We start from the raw sequence: 21,039 nt of genomic DNA on the forward strand, positions 1-21,039 counted from the left end.
GGCAGGGCACCAGCTTTTGCTCACCGCACCGGTGCCCGCACAAGGTGTACACGGCCGAAAGGGACGCCAATGGCGAGTGAAGAAAGCACGAAGTCGATCATCGCGGCGCTCAGCGCCAACCTGGCGATCGCCATCGCCAAGTTCGTGGCCTGGCTGCTCAGCTCATCCTCCTCGATGCTGGCCGAGGCCATCCACTCGGTGGCCGACACCGGCAACCAGCTGGTGCTGCTCATCGGGCGGCGCCGCTCCAAGCGCAAGGCCGACACCGAGCACCCCTTCGGGTACGGGGGAGAGCGCTTTGTGTCCGCGTTCCTGGTCGCCATCATCCTGTTCAGCGCCGGCGGGCTGTTCGCCCTCTACGAGGCGTATGAGAAGTTCCACGACCCGCACGGCATCACCGGGCCGTGGTGGTGGGTGCCGCTGGCCGTGATCGTGTTCGCGATCATCGCCGAGGGGCTCTCGCTGCGCACCGCGATCAAGCAAAGCGCCCGGGCCCGCGGGCGGCGCGGGCTGCTCAGCTTCGTGCGCAGCACCAAGAACCCCGAACTGCCGGTGGTGCTGCTGGAGGACACCGCGGCACTGCTGGGCCTGACCTTCGCCCTGCTCGGGGTGGGGCTGACCATCCTGACCGGGGACGGGCGCTTTGACGCCGCGGGCACCGCCGCCATTGGCGTGCTGCTGGTGGTGATCGCGGTGATCCTGGCCGTGGAGACCCGCTCGCTGCTGCTGGGCGAGTCGGCCAGCAAGGCGCACGTGCAGGCCATCCGCGGTGCCGTGGCCAACGCGGACACCGAACTGGTGCACCTGCGCACCATGCACGTGGGCCCCGAGGAGCTGCTGATCGCACTGAAGATCGTGGTGGCCCCGGACGCCACCGGCGCGCAGATCGCCGATCACATCGATAGGCTGGAAAAGGACATCCGCGCCGCGGTGCCGCTGCGCAGCCTGATCTACATCGAACCGGACATCAAGCGGCGCGCGCTGCCGGCGGACCCGGAAAGCGCCGGGCTGCAGAGCCCGGAGCAGCCCGGGCCCACCCCCGGCCAGCCCGGCACCGCCTGAGTGAAGCACACGAGAAGAGAGCCTGATGAGCCTGAAGCAGATCGTCGCGATCGCCCTGGTCGACTCGCTGCAGCACCCCACCCGGCTGCTGGCCGCCCGGCGCAACCGTCCGGCCGCGCTGGCCGGGCTGTGGGAGTTCCCCGGCGGCAAGGTCGAATCGGGGGAGGACCCGGTGGAAGCGGTGCGCCGGGAGATCCGCGAGGAGCTGGGCATCGAGATCACCCTGGGCGATGAGATCTACGGTCCGCTTGAGCAGGGCTGGGCGCTGAACGAGCGGGCGGCGATGCGCGTGTGGTTCGCCACCATCGCCTCCGGCACCCCGCGCCCGCTGGACGGACACGACCAGCTGCGCTGGCTGGAGCTGGGCGCCGAGCCGTGGCAGGCGGTGCCCTGGATCCCGGCCGATGAACCGATCGTGCAGGCCTGCGTCGCCGACGCGAAGGCCCCGGTCGGGCCCTAGGCGCTTGCGCCCGGCACTGCGCCACGGGCCCGGCGAACTGGGCGCGACCGGGCCCACCCGCGTAAGCTGGGAGGAGCAAAAACGCTCGGCCCGCGCGGCGGGGCGGATCAATAGAGCGAAGAAGACCACCGAACGCTAGTGAACGAGCCCGCTGGATGGGGCTGTGCTGAGGAGAGAGCGCGTGAAGAAACTTGTAGGTGTACTGGCGATGATGTTCACCGCCATGTTGGCCCTGGCCGGCTGCGTGAACACGGACGCCCACGTCACCATCGAGGGCCAGGACAAGGCCAGCGGCACCGTGGAGGTGACCACCGACCGCGCCCTGCTGCAGGGTGCTTCACTGGATGACGTGCTGGCCACCAAGATCGACACCCGCCAACTGGACCAGATGGCCGGGGAGAACTGGACCTACGAGAAGATCGAGACCCAGGACCGGGTGGGCCTGCGCTTCAACACGGTCAGCTCGATGAACTTCGTGCAGCTGCAGGACGCCTTCCAGGGCTTTGAGCTGCCGGTTCAGCTGGGCACCACCGAGGACGGCTTCAAGTTCGCCATGCGCGGCAACGCCCCGGGCTCCACCGACCCCAACGCCGCCAAGGCCACCATGTCGGTGACCTTCCCCGGCTCGGTGACCTCCACCACCGGCCCGGCCACCATCGAGGGTCACACCGTGACCTTTGACATGGTGCAGGGAGCCACCGAATACGAGGCCACCGGCAAGGCCAACTACGCCCTGTTCTACTCCGTGGTCTTTGGCGGCGCCCTGCTGGTGCTGACCCTGATCATCGTGTTGGCCATGGCCCCCAAGGCCAAGGACACCGCGGCCCACTAAAACCGCCCACTCACGCATCAGGCCCGTCATCGAATCAGTCGTTGGCGGGCCTTGCCAATAGAATGGGAAACAAGTCAATTACCAGCGAAGAGAAGGATCACCAGATCCCCATGTCTGACCAGACAATCCAAGAAACGCCGGTGGACGGCGCCGCGCCACCGCACCCCACCGATGAGCAGGGCGTGAACGCCGCCGTCGAGGCCGCCCTGTCGGCCATCGCCGCGGCCGCCGACCTGAATGAGCTCAAGGCCGCCCGCCTGGCGCACACCGGGGAGAAGTCCGCGCTGTCCCTGGCCAACCGGCAGATCGGCAAGCTCGACAAGACCGAGAAGGCCGCCGCCGGCAAGCTGGTGGGCGCCGCCCGCGGCAAGGTGAACAAGGCCCTGGCCGCGCGCACCGAGGTGCTGCAGGCCGAGGAGGCCGAACGCATCCTGGTCGAGGAGACCGTGGACGTCACCGCCGCCCCGGTGCGCCGCCCGCTGGGCGCCCGCCACCCGCTGTCGGTGCTGCAGGACCGTGTCGCGGACATTTTCGTGGGCATGGGCTGGGAAATCGCCGAGGGCCCGGAAGTGGAATCCGAGTGGTTCAACTTCGATGCGCTGAACTTCAAGCCGGACCACCCGGCCCGCGAAATGCAGGACACCTTCTTCATCGAACCGGCCGACGCGCACCTGGTGCTGCGCACCCACACCTCCCCGGTGCAGGTGCGCTCCATGCTCGAACGCGAGGTGCCGCTGTACGTGCTCTGCCCCGGGCGCACCTTCCGCACCGATGAGCTGGACGCCACCCACACCCCGGTCTTCCACCAGTTCGAGGGCCTGGCCGTGGACAAGGGCCTGACCATGGCCGACCTGCGCGGCACCCTGGAGCACTTCGCCCGGCAGATGTTCGGCGCCGAAGCCGAGATCCGCCTGCGCCCTGCCTACTTCCCGTTCACCGAGCCCAGCGCCGAGCTGGACATCTGGCACCCCGGCGCCAAGGGCGGGCCGCGCTGGATCGAGTGGGGCGGCTGCGGCATGGTCAACCCCAACGTGCTGCGCGCCGCGGGCATCGACCCGGAGGTGTACTCCGGGTTCGCGTTCGGCATGGGCGTGGAGCGCACGCTCATGTTCCGCAACGATGTGCCCGACATGCACGACATGATCGAGGGCGACGTCCGTTTCAGCCAGCACTTCGGGATGGAGATCTAACCCAATGCGAGTACCACTGTCATGGCTGCGCGAGTACGCGCAGGTACCTGCCAACGCCTCGGCTGAGGACGTGATGGCCGACCTGGTCAAGGTCGGGCTGGAAGAGGAGGACGTGCACCGTCCCTCCGACGAACTGCACGGCCCGATCGTGGTCGGCCAGGTGCTGAGCCTGGAAAAGGAGCCGCAGAAGAACGGCAAGACCATCAACTGGTGCCAGGTGCGCGTGGTGCCCGAGGGCACCGGGCAGACCCTGACCGGGGACGGGATCGATCCCTCGGGCGTGCAGGGCATCGTGTGCGGCGCACACAACTTCGAAGTCGGGGACAAGGTCGTGGTGACCCTGCCCGGCGCCGTGCTGCCCGGGGACTTCCGCATCTCCCCGCGCAAGACCTACGGCCACGTCTCGACCGGGATGATCGCCTCCTCGCGCGAACTGGGCATCGGGGAGGACCACGACGGGATCATCGTGCTCTCCCGCCTGGGGCTGGACCCGGAACTGGGCACCGATGTGCTGGAGCTGTTCGGCCTGAAGGACCAGGCCGCGGAAATCAACGTCACCCCGGACCGCGGCTACTGCTTCTCCATCCGCGGGGTGGCCCGCGAATACGCGCTGGCCACCGGCACCGAGTTCACCGACCCGGCCGCCACGATCAAGCTGACCCAGGCCGCCGCTGAAGGCCACCCGGTGCGCGTTGCGGACGACGCCCCGATCTACGGGGTGCCCGGCTGCACCCGCTTCGTCACCCGCGAGGTCACCGGCATCGACCCGGCCCGCCCCACCCCGCGCTGGATGGCGGCCCGGCTCTCGCTGGCCGGGGTGCGGTCGATCTCCCTGCCCGTGGACATCTCCAACTACGTGATGCTCGAACTGGGCCAGCCGCTGCACTTCTACGACGCGGACAAGCTCGCCGGGCCGATCGTGGTGCGCCGCGCCACCGCCGGGGAGAAGCTGACCACCCTGGATGAGAAGGAACGCACCCTCAACACCGAGGACCTGCTGATCACCGACGACTCCGGGCCGATCGGCATCGCCGGGGTCATGGGCGGGGCCTCCACCGAGGTAGGCGCGGCCACCACCCGGGTGGTCATCGAGGCCGCGAACTTCGAACCGGTCTCCATCGCCCGCTCCCGCCGCCGGCACAAGCTGCCCTCCGAGGCGTCCAAGCGCTTCGAGCGCGGGGTGGATGTGAATGTGGCCGACGTGGCCGCCCAGCGTGCCGTGGACCTGCTGGTCGAGCTGGCCGGGGGCACCGAAACCGCGAACATCACCGACTACGGCAACCCCGCCGAACCGGTGAGCATCCTGCTTCCGGCCGGGTACGCCAGCTCCCTGGTGGGCATCGACTACACCGAGGAGCAGATCATCTCCGCGCTGGAGGGGATCGGCGGCACCGTGACCGCCACCGGCGAGGGCTTTGAGGTCATCGCCCCGACCTGGCGCCCGGACCTGGCGATCAAGCAGGACCTGGTGGAGGAAGTGGCCCGCGTCATCGGCTACGACCAGATCCCGGCCACCCTGCCGGTCGCCCCGCCCGGGCGCGGGCTGACCCGCACCCAGGCCCAGCGCCGCCGCCTGCTGCAGGGCCTGGCCGACGCCGGACTGACCGAGGTGCTGGCCTACCCGTTCGTCTCGGCCGCGCAGAACAACACGTTCGGCACCCCCGAGGCGGGCACCGAGGTGCCCAGCGTGAAGCTGGCCAACCCGATCTCCTCCGAATACGGGCTGCTGCGCACCTCGCTGCTGCCCGGGCTGCTGGAGATCGCCCGGCGCAACCACGGCCGCGGCTTCCGCGACCTGGCGCTGTACGAGGGCGGGCTGGTGTTCCTGCCCGGAGCGCAGACCGGTTCCAAGGTGCTGCCGCCGCTGGGCGCCAAGCCGAGCGATGAGGTGCTGGCCGAACTGCGCGCCGGCATCCCGAACCAGCCCTGGCACCTGGCCGCCGTGCTCACCGGTCACGAGGCCGCCGCCGGGGTGGGCTTCACCCCGCGCGCCTGGGACTGGGCCGACGCACTGGATGTTGCGCGCACCGCCGCCGGGATCCTGGGCTCCGAACTGGAAATCGCCCAGGGCAAGCACCAGGCGTTCCATCCGGGCCGCACCGCAGCGCTGAGCGTGAACGGCGAACTGATCGGCTACGCCGGCGAACTGCACCCGCAGCTGCTCAAGGACCTGGACCTGCCCGCGCGCACGGTGGCCATGGAACTGGACGGCGAGGCCCTGATGGCCGCCGCCCCGGCCGTGGTTGTCGCCGAGCAGATGACCACCCAGCCGCTGGCCACCCAGGACGTGGCACTGGTGGTGGATGAGCAGGTCGTCGCCGGCGACGTGCTGAGCGCCCTGCGCGAGGGCGCCGGTGAACTGCTGGAGGACATCGCACTGTTCGACGTGTACTCCGGCCAGGGCATCGAGGACGGCAAGAAGTCACTGGCCTTCGGGCTGCGCTTCCGCGCCACGGACCGCACCCTGACCGCGGACGAGGCCTCCGAGGCCCGTGCCGCGGCCGTGGCGGTCGCCGCCGATCGCTTCGGCGCCGTGCAGCGCTAGCAATCCGCGATAGCGCCCTGTACCGTTCCTCACATTGGGGGCGGTGCAGGGCGCTTTTTGCGTGACGCTCCAAAAGTGCCGTGCCAGAGAAGACTTAACCAAACAGCAACAAGTACGGTGCTACAGCAGGTATGGAGCGAGCTCAGAAGTATCGCCTAGCAAGGTTTGCGTCGTCCCAGACTCGTTTTCAATGGATGAGCCGTCCTGCAAAAGGTGAATTTGTGGAGTCCCCATTTGGAAGGTGTTTAGCGGGACAGGAGAATTTGCGTCACGATTAAGCATGCGAAATGGTTAGCGCTGAGCAAATTTAGGGGCTGAGACGTTCTGTGCTTCAAAACGTCTATGAAGGCGTTTTTCAGATTAAACGCCACTTCATTCCCGTCTTGCGGGGGTACTTACCCCAAGCGTATAGATTTTTGCGATGTAGTTGATTTGCGAGTTTCGGCGGTGTACCGCTAATAGTTGTTCGATCTCGACGCCAGTTGGATGATGATCCCCTAATGACTTGGCGCTGCGCAGTCTCCGAATGCCTCACATTGCTTCAGAGATACCGAAACTGCTCGAAGACAAAACCTCACAGAAACCAAGAACCCGCAGACGTTTTTCAATTGTGGTGCTCACAGGGCTCACATAGATTGTTCACAGTCCCACAAGGACTCGATCACGTGATTTTTGGCCATACGGCTACCAGACCTTTCTGCAGATCCAAATACAACCTGCCTCCTTGTGCAGGTGCTGACTCAAGGGCGAGAAAGTAATGAAAGCTCGAAAGCGCGTGTTAGGCGGTATAGCGTTTGCCGCCATGGTGGGCCTTGTGGCTTCACCGGCTGCCGGAGGACATGTTCCAGGGGCACAACTCTCGGTTTCACCGAGCATGGAGAACAAAATCTCCGGGATTCCCACACCGGCTGATTACTTCGGATTTGAAATTGGAGATGAGGGCAAGCTCGCTGATTTCGAAACGATTAAGAAGTACTTCCAGCTCATTGCGGAGAAGTCCGCGGAGGCTGATTACGAAGTCGTTGATCAGACCACAGACGGAGATGACTATCCCCTTCTCCGAATGAGTTCCGAAGAGAACTTGAACCGCTTGGACGACATCCTAGCGATCAACAACCGCCTTGCGGATCCCAAAGCCCTGGCAGCCGAAGCGAAAAAGCAAGGAGTTTCAACTGATGACTACGCCAGAGAGTTGGCCAAGACTACAGTTCCTGTCTATTACGTAGAGGCCTCCATCCATTCCACCGAAGTAGGAACGACTCAGGGGCTAATCAACGTGGTCCATAAACTGGCCACCGAAGACTCGGACGAGACGAAGAAGATTTTGTCCAACATGGTCGTCGTGGTCGTTCCATCCGCCAACCCTGACGGTCAAAAAATGGTCGTCGAGTACTTCAACAAAACGGCGGGGACTAAGTACAACCGGACGTACCCGGACCTTTATCACCGGTATGTTGGTCACGACAATAACCGAGACTGGTTCATGTACACACAGAAGGAATCGCGCACACGGCTAGGAATCGAGCAGAAGTATCGCCCGGTGGTCCAGCACTACATGCATCAAGCGGGAACACTGAGTCCTCGTGCTTGGGTTCCACCATGGGATGAACCACTCTCGACTGCGATAGACCCGAAAACTGTGACCGGCAGTAATTCCGTAGGAATGGAAGCACAAAAGGACCTGATAGCCGAGGGCTTGTCAGGAGTCCAACATGATGATGCGTATGGCATCATGTGGAACGCGGACGTCGCGGGTTATGGTTCTTTTCAGGGCACATCTGTATGGCTCAGTGAAATCGCTTCGAATAGGGATCTTGCTTATACCTTCGAGGACGAGAAGCTCGATGACCAACCTGCGACAATGCGGAACCCTAATCCCTACAGGGCGACATCTTGGACCTTCAAGCAGAACGTTGACTACCAGGTGAAAGCCGCGCTGAGCGGAATGAACACGGTAGCGGAGGACGCGCAAGACTTCCTCTACAACAACCTCTACCAATTCACGCGAGATACTCTCGATTGGGAAGCCAGTGCATACGCGTATGTCGTACCGGCCGAGCAACGCGACCCGTACGCAGTTTACGAGATGCTGAACATTCTCAATCTGGGCAAGGTCGAAATTGAGCGTGCAACGAGGAGCTTCCACGCCGACGGGCAGAAATACGACAGGGGAGCCTACATTATCCGGACTCAGCAACCACTGGGCCGCTGGGTCGATCAGCTGTTGAGAATTGACGAATATCCGGATAGCGCGCGCAAGTGTACGAATGGTTGCCCGTTGATCATGCCGTACAGTGAAACAACTGACAATCTCGCCCTGTTCTTCGGGGTTGATGTGAAAGCCATCGATTCAAAATTCAAAGCAAAAACGGAATCGGTGCGCGAAGTCGTACAGGAATCGGTGCGGCTGCCCAGGGACCCCGGCCGTAAGGGGGCTTACGTCCTATCGCCGAGTTCCTACGGGCTAGGCAAGATAATTGATGCTCTTCAGGACGAAGGCGTTGTCACATACCGAGCCAGCTCCAAAGTGAAGGTTTCAGGGGAAACCTTGCCCGAGGGCGCCTTGCTAATACCATCAGGCAAGAAAGCGCGACAGACTCTTGAACAGGCAGTGAAGGATACGGCCCTTCCAGTGCATGCGATTTCTAAGATGCCGAAAACCTCAGCCATCAAGCTGAAGCAGAACACCCGCGTGGGCTTGGTCAGAGGTGCCAACAACATGCCCGGTGGTTGGATGATGTGGATGATGGATCAATTTGGAATGAATTACGAGGTGGTTGAGGCGGAGGACTACAACAATCTCAGTAAGAAGTTTGACACCATCGTCCTTGCTCCCGGTATTACAACGGAGCGGCTAACAAAGGGACTCGATACCAGTAAGTATCCGGAGGAGTTCGCGTGGGCGGCGGGCGTTCCAGATGGAGCGAAGAAGTTGAAAAACTTCGTGAAAAAGGGTGGCAACCTTGTCGCTTTGGGCTCCGGATCGGAGACCGCAATTAGCGCTTTGGATCTACCGGCCAAGAATATCCGACCGGAGGATAGGGAGACGTTTAATGCCCCAGGTGCACTGCTTGCCCAGACCTATGATGTTTCGAAGCCGGCAGCGTGGGGGATGCCAAAGAATTGGCCAACTTGGTACAACAATGACGCTGTTTTCACTGTAAAGGAGAAGAAGGCCCGAGTTTCCACCTACCCGACCAAGGGCGATTTGCTAGTCAGTGGCTACGCCAAGGGTACTGACGCAATTGCTGGTGGAACTAATATTGCGCAGTTCACCTACGGTAAGGGCAATGTGACAATTGCCGGCGGACATATCACCTTCCGCACTTGGCCACGAGCAAGTTGGACAGTCGTTACAAATGCGATTTACAACGGTGCCGGTGAACGAGTAACTCGTGCAGACTTGTCAGAGGAAACGAAGGGCAGTGGCAACAATGGATCAAAGTAGTGATCTAGGTAAATAATTAGACCGATCAATAGGGGCTCACGGCGTTTGCTTTGAGCCCCTATTGCTTGCCAGCCGCCCGGACGTCCTGCTGCTGTCGGCTGCGGTGATGACTCTCGAATTGTTCCTGTTGTGCCTGCCTACCCGGATTGTCGCCGCTACCGCAAAGCGTCTAGTTAATGTCTAGAGGAAAGGCCAGCCACTGTCTGACTCGAGCGCTAGGCAAAACGGGTGGTGCGGCCTATTGGCAGTCGATCTGCCGCGTTACTACCCTGAATGCCGGGTGGCGCTCCTGCCGATTACCACGGGGCAGGCGATCAGCGTGCCCTAAGCTGGCATGCCGTTCTCGCGGGTCGAGAGCAGTGACAAATATGCGTCTATGGATAGGATGAAGATAGACCAACCTCCGCACGAACTAGTCAGCAGCCTGGGAAGGGAACCCCAATGTCTCAAGTCAGCCTCCCGATTCGAACCGCCGCCGCCTCAGCGGTGGCGGCCCTGGGATTGCTGGGGATCCTTCCTGCAGCCCACGCCGCCCCGGCCGTAACCGTTCCCGCCGGACAAAATCTGGAATCTGTGACGGTGAACGACACCGCCGGGGTGATCAACGAGGACCGGGTACGGGAGGCGCTGGAAGAGGTCGACTTCTACGAGCCGACCAAGGTTGTTGTCTACACCCGCGAGGGAAACTACGCGGACAACATCAACACCAAGACACTGCTCTATGCCCGTACCGCGCACCCCGAGTGGATCTCACAGAAGCCAGAGGACCACGGCGATTACTGGGCGGACGGATATTTCATCATCACCCTTTCCCTTGAGGGCCCGGACTCCGGGCAGGTCGGAACCTATTTCGGCGAAGACCGGAAGGTCAGCGACGAGCTGATGGAAAAGATCCACGAAGCGGGTTATGAGGACTTCAAACAAGCCCGCTGGAGCGACGGGATCATTGCGGTGGCGACCGAAGGAGCCGCGTTCATGAACCGGCCCTGGTATAAAAACCCCGTGGTGTGGGTGGTAACCGCTGCGGGTGGGGGCGTGGGTGGCATCGTTTGGGGCAGTGTCGCCAAGGTGCGTTCGAACCGGCGCAAGAAATTTGCTGACCAGTTGAAGACGGGGACGACGCACCTGACGAACGTGACCATGGACCTGGACACCACTGAGTTGGCGGCCCGGACCTTGCCCACGGGCTCCCACCATGCCGCGGACCTGGAACGCCGGTTCGCCGACTTCGTCGCCAGCTACCGCTCCTCCTTCACCGAACAGCAGGAATTGGAAGCTGCCACCAAGAAGGAACGCTCCTCTGCCCAGGGGGTGGTACGTACCGAGAACTTCCTGTCCGCCGCCCAAGAGCTGGATTCCACCGATGATGCGATCATCGCCGCCTCGGCCCTCTACACGCGGTCCGCCACCTGGGAAACGGCCTGGCGGGCCCAGACCGCGCCGCTGCTGGAGGACCTGGAGCAGATTCCGCAGCTGGTCAAGGACGCCGAAGCAGGAACCGAGGCGGCAGGGGCCGCACTGGAATCCTTCCGCCACACCGCCGTGGACGAGGCACAGTTCATCGGCACTGAGCTGAAGGCGGAGGTGATCGACGCCGATACCGCCCTGGACCGGTTGGCGCAGCTGCGCGAGCAGCTGACTGAGAAACTGGAGGACTTTGCCACGGCCCAGATCGATGCCTACGCCCAGAACGATGACGAGAAGGAGGACATGCGCCGCAAGATGCGCGAGTCACGCTCCTCCTACTCCCAGCAGCGGCGCGGCGGCGGTTCAATCCTGGACGTGACCAGCCCGGCCGGCATGTTCTGGCGCGTACAGGCCTACAACACGGGCTACAGCTCCGGGGTGAGTTCGGTGACCTCATCCCGTGAGGCCGCCAGTTCCCCCTCTTCCGGGATCTCCCACGGGTATTCCGGAGGCGGCGGCAGCTTCTCCGGGGCCGGCGGCTCCTCCCGGTTCTAACTTCACCGCCGGGCCCGGGTAGGTGCCGATGCTAGGGCCGGATCAGCACCTTCAGATTCCTGCGCTCAGCCATGTCCCGGTACCCTTGCGGCACCCCATCCAGATCGGTGGCCACGTCAAAGACCTTTCCCGGCTCAATCCGGCCGTCCAGGATAAGCGGCAATAACCGCTCGATGTACGCCCGGACCGGGGCGGGCCCGCCAGCTAGGCGGATATTGTGACGGAACAGGCTGCCAAAGCCGATCGGAGCCTGTTCATACTGGGGGACGCCCACCCGGCTGATGACCCCGCCGGGGCGAACCACGCCGTACGCCTGCTCGTAGGCGGGGTAGTGGCCCACCGCTTCAAGTACCACCTCGGTGCCGTGACCCCCGCTGAGCTGGCGAACCCTCGCGATGCCTTCCGCCCCGCGTTCGGCGACCACCTCGGTCGCCCCGAACTCCCGGCCCAGGGCGGTGCGCTTCTCGTGGCGGCCCATGAGGATGATTTGCTCGGCTCCCAGCAGCCGGGCCGAAAGCACCCCCAGCAGTCCCACCGCGCCGTCACCGATCACTGTCACCCGGCTGCCCGCCGCCACCCCGCCCATGACCGCCGCATGATAGCCGGTGCCGAGCACATCGGCCAGGGTCAGCAGGGAGGGCATGAGCTCCGAGTCCGCGGCGACCGGCAACTTGACCAGGGTGCCCTCGGCCAGGGGCACGCGCACCGCTTCGGACTGACCGCCCTCGTTGGGAACCCCGCCATCCCAGAAGCCAGCTTGGCTGTGGCTGCAGGAGGTGTGGAGGTTCTGCCTGCAGAACTGGCAGCTGTTGTCCGAGATCGCGAACGGGCAGACCACCAAGTCGCCGGGCCGCAGCGTCGTCACCGCGGTGCCGACCTGCTCGATAATCCCGATGAACTCGTGCCCCATTCGGACCGGGACCGGTTGTGGTTCCATCGAGTGGTAGGGGTGCAGATCGCTGCCGCAGATGCAGGAGGCAGTGACCCGCACCAGGGCGTCGGTAGGCTGTTCGAGGCGGGAGTCGGGAACGTTTTCAATCCGAACGTCGCCGGCCTGGTACATCAGTGTTGCGCGCATGTTGGGTCTCTTTTCGTGTTGACTATTTCGGTACTGGGTAAGAGCGGGAACATGAAAGCCGGGTTGAGCTCAGCTCCTGGCCGCGGAGGAGGGTGCGCCGCTGCGGCGCCGCTGCGTTATCGCGAGCGCGATCACGGGAACCAGGGCGAGCGCCGCGATGAGCGCACCGACCATCAGTGGGCCGTTGGTCCCGGCGCTGGTCTCCAGGGCCCGTCCGCCGGCCCAGGAAGCCAGGGCCGTTCCGGCGTTGAACGCGGCGACGCTCAGCGCCGAGCCCAGGGTTGGGGCCCGGTCGACGTAGCGCACCGCCAATGAAATTAACACCGGGTTGGCCCCGAGGCCGAACAAGCCCAGCAGGGTGCTCAGCAGGGTGGCGACCACCGGGGCGTCGCTGCACAGCATGAGCGCCACCAGCAGCAGCACGGTCATCGCCGGGGCAATGATCGTGGTGGTGTGCGGGCGTGCATCACCCAGCCGGCCGCCGAACAGCGAGCCGAGCAGTGAGCCGACGCCGAACGCGGCCAGCACCAGCGGCACCAGGGACGCGGGCATCGCGAAGTTCTCGGTGAGCAGCGGTGAAATATAGGAGTAGGCGGCCAGCACGCCACCGGTGGCGCCGGCGCATCCGGCCAAGGCCAGCCACAGCCGCCCCGAACGCAGGGCTCCCAGTTCGCTGCGGATCGGCCCCGGACGGCGCGGCGGCCGCTGGTGCGGGACCTGCCGGGCAATCAGCGCCACCGCGGCTGCGGCTAGAACGGCCAGGCCAACAAAGGCGCCCCGCCAGCTGAACAACTGCCCAGCGAGCGCACCCAACGGCACCCCCAGTACGGTGGCCAGCATACCGCCGGCGTTGACAACCCCCACCGCCCGAGAGGACGTTCCGGGGGCGGCCAGGCTCGTGGCCACCACCGCCGCGACCGCCCAGAACGCGCCGGTGGCCAGCGCCGTGATGAAGCGGGCGGCCCCCAGCACCGCGAAGCTCGGGGCGAACGCCGCGACCAGGTGGCCGGCGGCGAACACTACCAGTGCACCGATCAGCGTCCAGCGCCGGGCGATGCGCCGGGTTGCCACCGCCATCATGGGTGCGCCCACAATCATGCCCACGGCAAAGATGGTGATCAGCTGCCCGGCCTGGGCGAGGGACACCTCCAGGTCCGTCGCCATCGCCGGCAACAGGCCCGCAACCAGGAACTCGGTGGTGCCCATGAGAAACACTCCCAGGGCCAGGGCATAGATTGCCGGGGACAGGCGGTGGCCGCTGGGGGCGGCCGGGTCGTATTCCAGCGCGGTGCGTTCAGACATCGGGCTCCTTGGGACTGCTCGGGGATACTCTCACCCTCCATTTCACCGCCGCGGCCAGAAATGGGGGAGATCGGGTTTATGGGGGTAGAAACACCACCCCCTTGACGTGCCCGGCCCGGCGTACCGTTATAGGCATGGACAATCGCGCAGACATCAGGGACTTCCTGGCCAGCCGCCGGGCCCGACTCACCCCGGACGTGGTCGGGCTGCCCACCAGCGCTCGCCGTCGGGTGCCGGGCTTGCGCCGTGAGGAGGTTGCGGTGCTCGCCGGAGTAAGCACCGAGTGGTACACGCGCCTGGAAAAGGGACACATCGCCGGGGTGTCGGAAGACGTGTTGGATGCAGTGGCCGATGCGCTGCGGCTGAATGAGGAGGAACGCGGTTACCTGTTCGACCTGGCCCGCGCCGCCAAACCGGCGCACCGCAAGGCCACCCGGCGACGGGAGGTGCCCTTGGCCCCGCCGGTGCAGTGGATGCTGGACTCCGTGACCCTCTCGGCCGCGTTCGTGCGCAATGGGCGCCTGGACGTCATCGGCTCCAACGCGCTGGCCCGGGCACTGCACGCGCCGATGTTCGACAGCTCCACCACCACCGCCCACGGCGCCGCGAACTTCGCCCGCTACCACTTCCTGGATCCCGGATCCCGCGACTTCTTCCTGGAATGGGAGTCTGGTGCGGCCGCGACCGTGGCGCTGCTGCGCGCAGAGTCCGGACGCGAACCCCACGACAGGGTGCTGCGCGAATTGATTGGGGAACTGTCAACGCTCAGCGACGACTTCCGCCGGCTCTGGGCCTCCCACGAGATCCGCCAACGGCATGAAGGCACCAAGGCCCTGCAGCACCCACAGGTCGGTGAGATCGAGCTGACCTATCAATCGGTGAACCTTCCCACCGCACGCCGCGCCTGGCACGACCTGTCGTTCTATACCGCCGAGCCGGGTACCAAGAACGAGGAAAAGCTGAAGCTGCTGGCAAGCCTGAACGCTGCACCGGCACTGGGCGGCAGCGGTGTGGGCAACGATCGCGGCGCAACGAACACCCCGGGCTGACGCTGTATCACCCGGACAGCGCGGCCGGTGCGCCTGGGCTGGAGCCGGCGCACGGTGCCTGTTTAAACGCCAGGAGCCGGAAACGTCAGCAGACGCTTCCGGCTCCCAAGCTGATGGGGCTACTTGCCGGCGGTCACCGGCGGCAGGGCCGACCAGGGGAAGGTGATCCACTTGTCGGTGCGGCGCCACTCGAAATCCGGTTCCTTGATGGTGCGCGGCTTGGTGTAGAGGCACACGGTCTTGACCTCGGAACCCCACTCGCCGACCAGGTCAACGACCTTGGCCAGGGTGCGCCCCGAGTCCGAGACGTCGTCCACCACCAGCACCTTCTTGTCGCGCAGGTGTCCCTCGTCCAGCAGCGGCGGCAGCACGACCGGCTCGGGCAGCACCGTGCCAATCCCGGTGTAGAACTCGACGTTCAGCGCGCCGCACGCCTTCACGCCCAGCGCGTAGGAAATCGAACCGGCCAGCAGCAGGCCGCCGCGGGCGATCGCCAGCACCACGTCCGGCACGAAACCGGTATTCACGATGGTCTGGGCTAGCTCACGTGAGGCCTGGCCAAACTGGTCCCAGGTCAACACTTCGCGTTCTGGCTCGGGCAGGACATCTGCTCCGGAATCATCAAGGGCTGTCATTCTTCCAATGCTAGCGGCCCGAGGAGGCTTTAGGCGGTGGATCCCGAAGTACTTTTCTGCACCTTCGCCCGTGACGTTCCCGACGCCCGTGACGTTCCCTACGGCCGCTTCGCCTCCGCCGTACCGAAGCGGAACACCGGCAGGCTGCTGAACAGGGGACAGGGCGCTACAGGACGTAGGAGGCGATCAGCTTGGACAGGGCCCGCACGTCGACCTTGCCCTTGAACTCCAGGCGGACCTTGCCCAGTCCGCTAAACCACAAATCCAGCTCGGCATCCAGGTCAAGGGTCCCGGCCGTCTCGACGGAGAACGCCTGAACCTTCGAATAGGGCAGTGAGGTGTAGTCCCGCTTCTTGCCGGTAATGCCCTGGACGTTAAGCGCGATCAGGCGCTTGTTCGTGAAGGCCACCGAATCGCGCACGCCCTTGAAGGTCGCGAGCAGTTCCTCACCCGGCACCAGCAGCGGCGTGAGTTCCGGGGCCAGATCGGCCATGTTGCTGGGGCTGAGCTTGAACACCGAGGAGTTGTTGAAATCGATCATGGCTTGACTCTAGCCGGAGCGCGGGACATTCAGCTCCCGGGCTGCAGGCAGCAAACGCTTCGCGGCCTCAGCGCTCCGGGAGGCTTCTTCGCCGCCGCTGTCCGTCGAAGGCCAGCGCCGTGAACGCGCCCAACGCGGCCGCGCCGCCGTGGATATCCCCGCTCACGAGCAACCCCATCACACACAGCAGCCCCAGCGAGCCCGAGGCGCGGGCCACCGGAATGCCGCTGCACGCGCCGCGCACCAGCAGGGAACCGGCCAGCCCGAACACGAGCACCGAAGAGCCCGCGCCCACCGGCTGCACCAGCCACCCCCACACCTGGGCGCCGATACCCGACACGAGGGCTATGAGAATCCAGCGGCGCCATCCCCATACCGCTTCGGCCAGCAGCCCGATCCAGAGCAGCGCCGCCAGGTTCCAGATCGCGCCGCTCAGCCAACCGTCCTGGACCAGCAGCGCGGTCACCAACCGGTAGGGCTGGTGCAGCCATGCGGAAAACCCGTTGCGTTGCCATTCCCCGAGCAGGAACGGTGCCACCGCGAGCTGCAGCGTGCAGGAGACGCCGATGAGCACGACGGCGCTGAGCGTGGCCACCGGGCGAGAGCGGGGCCGCTGCCTGCTCGTCCGGCTAAACTGCCAGCAGGCCGACGCGGCGCAAAGCACCACCAGGTAGGGGATCGTCGTGGTGACCCAGGACATGGATTCCTCCTTTCACCCCTGATCGGCGTGGGGATAACCGGGGTCCGGCTGCGCCGTGCTGCGGCCCGCAGGGCCGGCGCAACGGGCCGGGTGATCAGTCGGCCAGCTGCGAGGACGCCCGCCAACGGTATACCAGCAGGCCCTCCTGCGCCGGGCCGGCCACAAAACCGCGGCGGGTCAGCGCCCGAACCGATGCAACATTGGTGGTGTGCACCCGGGCGGTGAGCACTGGCGCCCCGAACACCCGCGGGATCAGTTCCTGGGCGGCGTGCACCATTGCCCCGCCGATTCCCTGCCCCCAAAACGCCGGAGCCACCCAATAGCCGATTTCCACCTCGTGCCCGCCCCGGGTGGCGACCAGCAGCCCCGCATCCTGCGGCGGCGAGGCGTGGTTCTGCTTCTGGGCAATGAACCAGCGGCTGGCCCCGGCCTCCTCGACGGCGGTGCCGGCCAAGGCCCGCCGCGCCCGCTCGGCAACGCGGGCTTCCTCCCAGGGCTGCCCGTCACCCACGAACCGGGTGACCTGCCGGTCGCGGGCCAGGGCGGAAAAGAAGGGCAGATCCGCAGCGGCAAAAGGGCGCAGGTTCAGCGGCGGGTTTTCGGGCATCGGCATGTCGCACTTCCTGTTGTCCGGTGTTGGTTGGTTGGTTCGGGGTGAAAACCCGATGGCCGCCGCCTTCCGGGCAGGAAAGCGGCGGCCATCGGCGGCGGGGTATCTGCCTGCCTACGGAATCAGCAGCACCTTGCCGGTGGTTTTGCGTCCCTCCAGGGCCCGGTGTGCCTCGGCCGCCTCGGCCAGTGGATATTCCTGCCCCACCCGCACATCGATCTTGCCCTCGGCGACCCAGCCGAACACGTCCCCGAAACGCCAGCCGCGTTCCTGCGGGGTGGTCAGGAAGTCCCCGAGCTTCGGGCGGGTGACGCTGAGCGACCCGCCGGCGTTCAGCCGCTGCAGGTCCAGCGGCGGCACCTGGCCGCTGGCCCCGCCGAACAGCACCAGGGTGCCGCGCCGGCGCAGCGCCGCCAGGGACATCTCGAAGGTGTCCTTGCCGATCCCGTCGTACACCGCGTGCACGCCCTGGCCCTCGGTAACCTCCTTGACGGTCTGCGGCACCTGGTCGTAGTCGACCACGTAGTCCGCCCCGGCGGCCTTGGCCAGGTCCTTCTTCTCCTGGGTGGAGGCGGTGGTGATCACGGTGGCGCCCTTGAGCTTGAGCATCTGGGTCAGCAGCAGCCCCACCCCGCCGGCCCCGGCGTAGGAAAGGATCACATCCCCCTCACGCACCATGTAGCTCGAATGCATCAGGTAGTGGGCGGTGCAGCCCTGCAGCGGCAGGGCGGCGGCCAGGCGCAGGTCCACCTTCTCGGGCACCTTGCCCAGCACCTGGGCATCGACCACCGCGTACTGCGCGTACCCGCCGGTGGCCTCGGAGGTCGCGACCCGGTCCCCGACCTTTAGGTTGCGCACCTCGGAGCCAACCTGTTCGATGGTCCCGGAAATCTCCGAGCCCAGCGCGAACGGGTACTGGACCTGGTAGACGCCCGAGCGCTGATAGGTTTCGATGAAGTTCACCCCGACCGCGGCGACCTTCACCAGCACTTGGCCCGGCCCGGGGGAGGGGATCGGTTCCTCCACCAGCTCCAGCACCTCGGGGCCCCCGGCCTTGGCGGCCACGATCTTCTGCTGCTTGCTCATGCGTGCATCATCCCCTTGGTCATTCGGTGCAATCCTGATTGTTCAACTTCGGCCCACCGCGCTCGCCGGGTCCGCGCCGGAGCGGGGCAGCGGGTGCGGGGCCGCTACTGCCAGTCTAGGACCGCCGCGGCCCGGGGGCGCGAAGAGATGACGACAAAGTTCAGCCCGCGCAATCTATGAATAAATATTAGGTTTCATGCATATCCAGCGGTAGAGTTGCCACATGACGTTTTCAGTAGCTGTCTCGGGCGCCAGCGGCTATGCCGGTGGCGAAGTACTTCGCCTGCTGGCCAACCACCCGCAGGTCACTATCGGAGCGGTCACCGCCCACTCCCAGGCCGGAAGCCGGCTGGGCTCCATCGCCCCGCACCTGCATGCGCTGGCGGAGAAGGTGCTGGTCCAGACCACCGTTGAGAACCTAGCCGGGCACGACGTGGTGTTCCTGGCCCTGCCGCACGGGGCCAGCGCCGAGATCGCCGCCCAGCTGCCCCAGGACACGCTGGTGATCGACGCCGGCGCCGACCACCGGCTGGCCTCCGCCGAGGCCTGGGCCAAGTTCTACGGGGAAGGCTATGCCGGACACTGGCCCTACGGGCTGCCCGAGCTGCCCGGACACCGCGAGGCGCTGCGCTCCGCCAAGCGCATCGCCGTGCCCGGCTGCTATCCCACCGGCGCCCAGCTGGCCCTGGCCCCGGGCTACTCGGCCGGGCTGCTCGAACCGCAGGACGTGGTGATCGTCTCGGCCTCCGGGGTCTCGGGGGCCGGCAAATCCGTCAAGCCGCACCTGCTGGGCAGCGAAACCATGGGCTCGATGAGCCCCTACGGCGTGGGCGGCGGGCACCGCCACACCCCGGAGATCGAACAGGGCCTGTCCCGGGTGGCCGGCGAGCCGGTCAGCGTCTCCTTCACCCCCACCCTGGCCCCGATGCCGCGCGGCATCCTGACCACCGCCACCGCCCGGGTCAAGCCCGGCACCAGCCAGGACCAGCTGCGCGCCGCCTGGCAGCGCGCCTACGCCGCCGAACCCTTCGTCACCCTGCTGCCCGAGGGCCAGTGGCCGGCCACCGGCAACGTGACCGGCAGCAACCAGGTGCACCTGCAGCTGGCGTTCGACGAGCACGCCGGGCGGGTGATCGTCTGCGCGGCGATCGACAACCTGACCAAGGGCACCGCCGGCGGCGCCGTGCAGTCGATGAACATCGCCCTGGGGCTGGCGGAAACCACCGGGCTGACCGGGCAGGGGATCGCCCCGTGAACCCGCAGCACGATCCAGCGAACCACCCACAGAGGAACGGTGCCACAATGAGCCAGACCCAGAACCCGGATAACCAGGACCCCGGACCCACCGGGATCACCGCCCCCCGGGGCTTTGCCGCCGCCGGGGTGCCGGCCGGGCTGAAGTCCACCGGCGCCAACGACGTGGTGGTGGTGCGCAACCTCGGCCCGAGCCGCGCCGCGGCCGCGGTGTTCACCTCCAACCGGGTGGCCGCCGCCCCGGTGCTCTACTCGCGCCAGGTGATCGGCGACGGGCGGGCCGACGCGGTCGTGCTGAACTCCGGCGGGGCCAACGCCTGCACCGGCGCCGAGGGCTTTGCCAACACCCACCGCACGGCCGAATACGCGGCCGGGCTGCTGGGGATCTCCGCGGCCGACGTGCTGGTGGCCTCCACCGGGCTGATCGGCATGCAGCTGCCGATGGACAAGCTGCTGCCCGGCGTGCAGCGCGCCGTCGACGCCCTGGACACCACCGCCGAGGCCGGGCTGGCCGCCGCCACCGGCATCATGACCACCGACACCGTGCCCAAGCAGGCGGTGCGCCGCGGCGCCGGGTACACGATCGGCGGGATCGCCAAGGGCGCGGGCATGCTCGCCCCGGGCCTGGCCACCATGCTGGTGGTGCTCACCACCGACGCCCAGCTGCCGGCCGCGCAGCTGGACGCGGCGCTGCGCGCGGCCACCGCCGCCAGCTTCGACCGGGCGGACTCCGATGGGTGCATGTCCACCAACGACACCGTCGCCCTGCTGGCCTCCGGCGCCTCGGGCGAAACCCCGGACACCGGCGAATTCACCGCGCTGCTCACCGAACTGTGCCAGGAGCTGGCCCGGGCGCTGATCGACGACGCGGAGGGCGCCGAGCACACCATCGAGGTGCGCACCGTCAACGCCGCCAGCGAGGCCGACGCGCTGGAGGTCTCCCGCGCCGTGTCCCGCTCAAACCTGGTCAAGACCGCGATCTTCGGCCGCGACCCGAACTGGGGCCGGGTGCTCTCCGAGGTCGGCACCACCGCCGCCGCCTTCAAACCCGATCAGCTGAACGTGTCGATCAACGGGGTCATGGTGTGCCGGGCCGGGTCGGTGGGCGAGGACCGCGACCTGGTGGACCTTGAGCAGCGCCAGGTGCTGATCGAGATCGACCTGAACGCCGGCACCGAGCAGGCCGCGATCCTGACCAACGACCTCACCCACGCCTACGTGCACGAGAACTCCGCCTACTCCAGCTAGGAACCGCCCACCCATGTCAAGCACCCAGCAACCCAGC

At 66.0% G+C, this 21,039-nt stretch carries 17 protein-coding genes; 10 read left to right on the top strand and 7 right to left on the bottom strand.

Going from position 1 to position 21,039, the window contains the following annotated elements:
• The first annotated feature begins 69 nt into the window (after nt 1–69).
• The 7 genes from FDN03_RS03985 to FDN03_RS04015 all read left to right on the top strand — a co-directional run bounded on the left by FDN03_RS03985 (nt 70) and on the right by FDN03_RS04015 (nt 11,499).
• The gene (locus FDN03_RS03985; RefSeq protein ID WP_138174339.1) at nt 70–1,062 is read left to right on the top strand and encodes a cation diffusion facilitator family transporter; all 993 of its coding nucleotides are present in this window, start codon (nt 70–72) and stop codon (nt 1,060–1,062) included.
• Nucleotides 1,063–1,087: 25 nt separating this feature from the next.
• A complete protein-coding gene (locus FDN03_RS03990) occupies nt 1,088–1,522 on the top strand; it encodes an NUDIX domain-containing protein (protein WP_138174341.1) in 435 nt (144 codons plus the stop codon).
• Nucleotides 1,523–1,703: 181 nt separating this feature from the next.
• Nucleotides 1,704–2,354 carry a hypothetical protein gene (locus FDN03_RS03995; RefSeq protein ID WP_138174343.1) on the top strand — a complete coding sequence of 217 codons (651 nt, stop codon included), beginning with the start codon at nt 1,704–1,706 and terminating at the stop codon, nt 2,352–2,354.
• A gap of 110 nt (nt 2,355–2,464) precedes the next feature.
• A complete protein-coding gene (pheS, locus tag FDN03_RS04000) occupies nt 2,465–3,544 on the top strand; it encodes a phenylalanine--tRNA ligase subunit alpha (RefSeq protein ID WP_171021123.1) in 1,080 nt (359 codons plus the stop codon).
• A gap of 4 nt (nt 3,545–3,548) precedes the next feature.
• Nucleotides 3,549–6,089 (top strand): phenylalanine--tRNA ligase subunit beta, encoded by a 2,541-nt coding sequence (gene pheT, locus FDN03_RS04005; protein ID WP_138174345.1) that lies wholly within the window; start codon nt 3,549–3,551, stop codon nt 6,087–6,089.
• 757 nt (nt 6,090–6,846) lie between these two features.
• Entirely contained in the window at nt 6,847–9,537 is a 2,691-nt protein-coding gene (locus tag FDN03_RS04010) for a M14 family zinc carboxypeptidase (protein WP_138174347.1), read from the top strand.
• A 441-nt stretch (nt 9,538–9,978) separates the two neighbouring features.
• A complete protein-coding gene (locus tag FDN03_RS04015) occupies nt 9,979–11,499 on the top strand; it encodes a DUF5129 domain-containing protein (protein ID WP_138174349.1) in 1,521 nt (506 codons plus the stop codon).
• Nucleotides 11,500–11,530: 31 nt separating this feature from the next.
• On the opposite strand, the gene FDN03_RS04020 is transcribed toward FDN03_RS04015, so the two are convergent.
• Both FDN03_RS04020 and FDN03_RS04025 read right to left on the bottom strand, forming a co-directional pair.
• On the bottom strand, nt 11,531–12,577 hold the full coding sequence (locus FDN03_RS04020) for an alcohol dehydrogenase catalytic domain-containing protein (RefSeq protein WP_138174351.1): 1,047 nt from the start codon (nt 12,575–12,577) through the stop codon (nt 11,531–11,533).
• Between the two features lie 69 nt (nt 12,578–12,646).
• A complete protein-coding gene (locus tag FDN03_RS04025; protein WP_138174353.1) occupies nt 12,647–13,879 on the bottom strand; it encodes an MFS transporter in 1,233 nt (410 codons plus the stop codon).
• Between the two features lie 134 nt (nt 13,880–14,013).
• On the opposite strand from FDN03_RS04025, the gene FDN03_RS04030 reads away from it, so the two are divergent.
• Nucleotides 14,014–14,928: a helix-turn-helix transcriptional regulator gene (locus FDN03_RS04030; protein WP_138174355.1), complete on the top strand. Its 915-nt coding sequence runs from the start codon at nt 14,014–14,016 to the stop codon at nt 14,926–14,928.
• A 119-nt stretch (nt 14,929–15,047) separates the two neighbouring features.
• On the opposite strand, the gene FDN03_RS04035 is transcribed toward FDN03_RS04030, so the two are convergent.
• From FDN03_RS04035 to FDN03_RS04055, 5 genes are all read right to left on the bottom strand, one after another.
• On the bottom strand, nt 15,048–15,563 hold the full coding sequence (locus FDN03_RS04035; protein ID WP_138174357.1) for a phosphoribosyltransferase: 516 nt from the start codon (nt 15,561–15,563) through the stop codon (nt 15,048–15,050).
• Nucleotides 15,564–15,729: 166 nt separating this feature from the next.
• The gene (locus tag FDN03_RS04040; protein ID WP_054821355.1) at nt 15,730–16,104 is read right to left on the bottom strand and encodes a PH domain-containing protein; all 375 of its coding nucleotides are present in this window, start codon (nt 16,102–16,104) and stop codon (nt 15,730–15,732) included.
• 67 nt (nt 16,105–16,171) lie between these two features.
• The gene (locus FDN03_RS04045; RefSeq protein WP_138174359.1) at nt 16,172–16,804 is read right to left on the bottom strand and encodes a rhomboid family intramembrane serine protease; all 633 of its coding nucleotides are present in this window, start codon (nt 16,802–16,804) and stop codon (nt 16,172–16,174) included.
• Between the two features lie 94 nt (nt 16,805–16,898).
• Nucleotides 16,899–17,417 (bottom strand): GNAT family N-acetyltransferase, encoded by a 519-nt coding sequence (locus FDN03_RS04050; protein WP_138174361.1) that lies wholly within the window; start codon nt 17,415–17,417, stop codon nt 16,899–16,901.
• A gap of 111 nt (nt 17,418–17,528) precedes the next feature.
• Nucleotides 17,529–18,500: a quinone oxidoreductase gene (locus FDN03_RS04055; RefSeq protein ID WP_138174363.1), complete on the bottom strand. Its 972-nt coding sequence runs from the start codon at nt 18,498–18,500 to the stop codon at nt 17,529–17,531.
• A 223-nt stretch (nt 18,501–18,723) separates the two neighbouring features.
• Between FDN03_RS04055 and argC the strand changes: the two genes are divergently transcribed.
• Both argC and argJ read left to right on the top strand, forming a co-directional pair.
• Complete coding sequence (gene argC, locus FDN03_RS04060) at nt 18,724–19,755, top strand: N-acetyl-gamma-glutamyl-phosphate reductase (protein WP_138174365.1); 1,032 nt, start codon at nt 18,724–18,726, stop codon at nt 19,753–19,755.
• A 47-nt stretch (nt 19,756–19,802) separates the two neighbouring features.
• Entirely contained in the window at nt 19,803–21,002 is a 1,200-nt protein-coding gene (gene argJ / locus FDN03_RS04065; protein ID WP_138174367.1) for a bifunctional glutamate N-acetyltransferase/amino-acid acetyltransferase ArgJ, read from the top strand.
• Nucleotides 21,003–21,039 lie beyond the last annotated feature (37 nt).

Source organism: Glutamicibacter sp. V16R2B1, assembly GCF_005774635.1.
GTDB classification, from domain to species: domain Bacteria; phylum Actinomycetota; class Actinomycetes; order Actinomycetales; family Micrococcaceae; genus Glutamicibacter; species Glutamicibacter creatinolyticus.

Excerpts from the sequence above, each read along its gene's own strand:
- FDN03_RS04045 (WP_138174359.1), bottom strand. The coding sequence starts at position 16,804 with ATGTCCTGGGTCACCACGACGATCCCCTACCTGGTGGTGCTTTGCGCC.
- FDN03_RS03985 (WP_138174339.1), top strand. The coding sequence starts at position 70 with ATGGCGAGTGAAGAAAGCACGAAGTCGATCATCGCGGCGCTCAGCGCC.
- FDN03_RS04015 (WP_138174349.1), top strand. The coding sequence starts at position 9,979 with ATGTCTCAAGTCAGCCTCCCGATTCGAACCGCCGCCGCCTCAGCGGTG.
- FDN03_RS04035 (WP_138174357.1), bottom strand. The coding sequence starts at position 15,563 with ATGACAGCCCTTGATGATTCCGGAGCAGATGTCCTGCCCGAGCCAGAA.
- FDN03_RS04010 (WP_138174347.1), top strand. The coding sequence starts at position 6,847 with ATGAAAGCTCGAAAGCGCGTGTTAGGCGGTATAGCGTTTGCCGCCATG.
- FDN03_RS03990 (WP_138174341.1), top strand. The coding sequence starts at position 1,088 with ATGAGCCTGAAGCAGATCGTCGCGATCGCCCTGGTCGACTCGCTGCAG.
- FDN03_RS04030 (WP_138174355.1), top strand. The coding sequence starts at position 14,014 with ATGGACAATCGCGCAGACATCAGGGACTTCCTGGCCAGCCGCCGGGCC.
- FDN03_RS04055 (WP_138174363.1), bottom strand. The coding sequence starts at position 18,500 with ATGAGCAAGCAGCAGAAGATCGTGGCCGCCAAGGCCGGGGGCCCCGAG.
- FDN03_RS04050 (WP_138174361.1), bottom strand. The coding sequence starts at position 17,417 with ATGCCGATGCCCGAAAACCCGCCGCTGAACCTGCGCCCTTTTGCCGCT.
- FDN03_RS04020 (WP_138174351.1), bottom strand. The coding sequence starts at position 12,577 with ATGCGCGCAACACTGATGTACCAGGCCGGCGACGTTCGGATTGAAAAC.
- FDN03_RS04040 (WP_054821355.1), bottom strand. The coding sequence starts at position 16,104 with ATGATCGATTTCAACAACTCCTCGGTGTTCAAGCTCAGCCCCAGCAAC.
- argC (WP_138174365.1), top strand. The coding sequence starts at position 18,724 with ATGACGTTTTCAGTAGCTGTCTCGGGCGCCAGCGGCTATGCCGGTGGC.
- argJ (WP_138174367.1), top strand. The coding sequence starts at position 19,803 with ATGAGCCAGACCCAGAACCCGGATAACCAGGACCCCGGACCCACCGGG.
- FDN03_RS04025 (WP_138174353.1), bottom strand. The coding sequence starts at position 13,879 with ATGTCTGAACGCACCGCGCTGGAATACGACCCGGCCGCCCCCAGCGGC.
- pheS (WP_171021123.1), top strand. The coding sequence starts at position 2,465 with ATGTCTGACCAGACAATCCAAGAAACGCCGGTGGACGGCGCCGCGCCA.
- pheT (WP_138174345.1), top strand. The coding sequence starts at position 3,549 with ATGCGAGTACCACTGTCATGGCTGCGCGAGTACGCGCAGGTACCTGCC.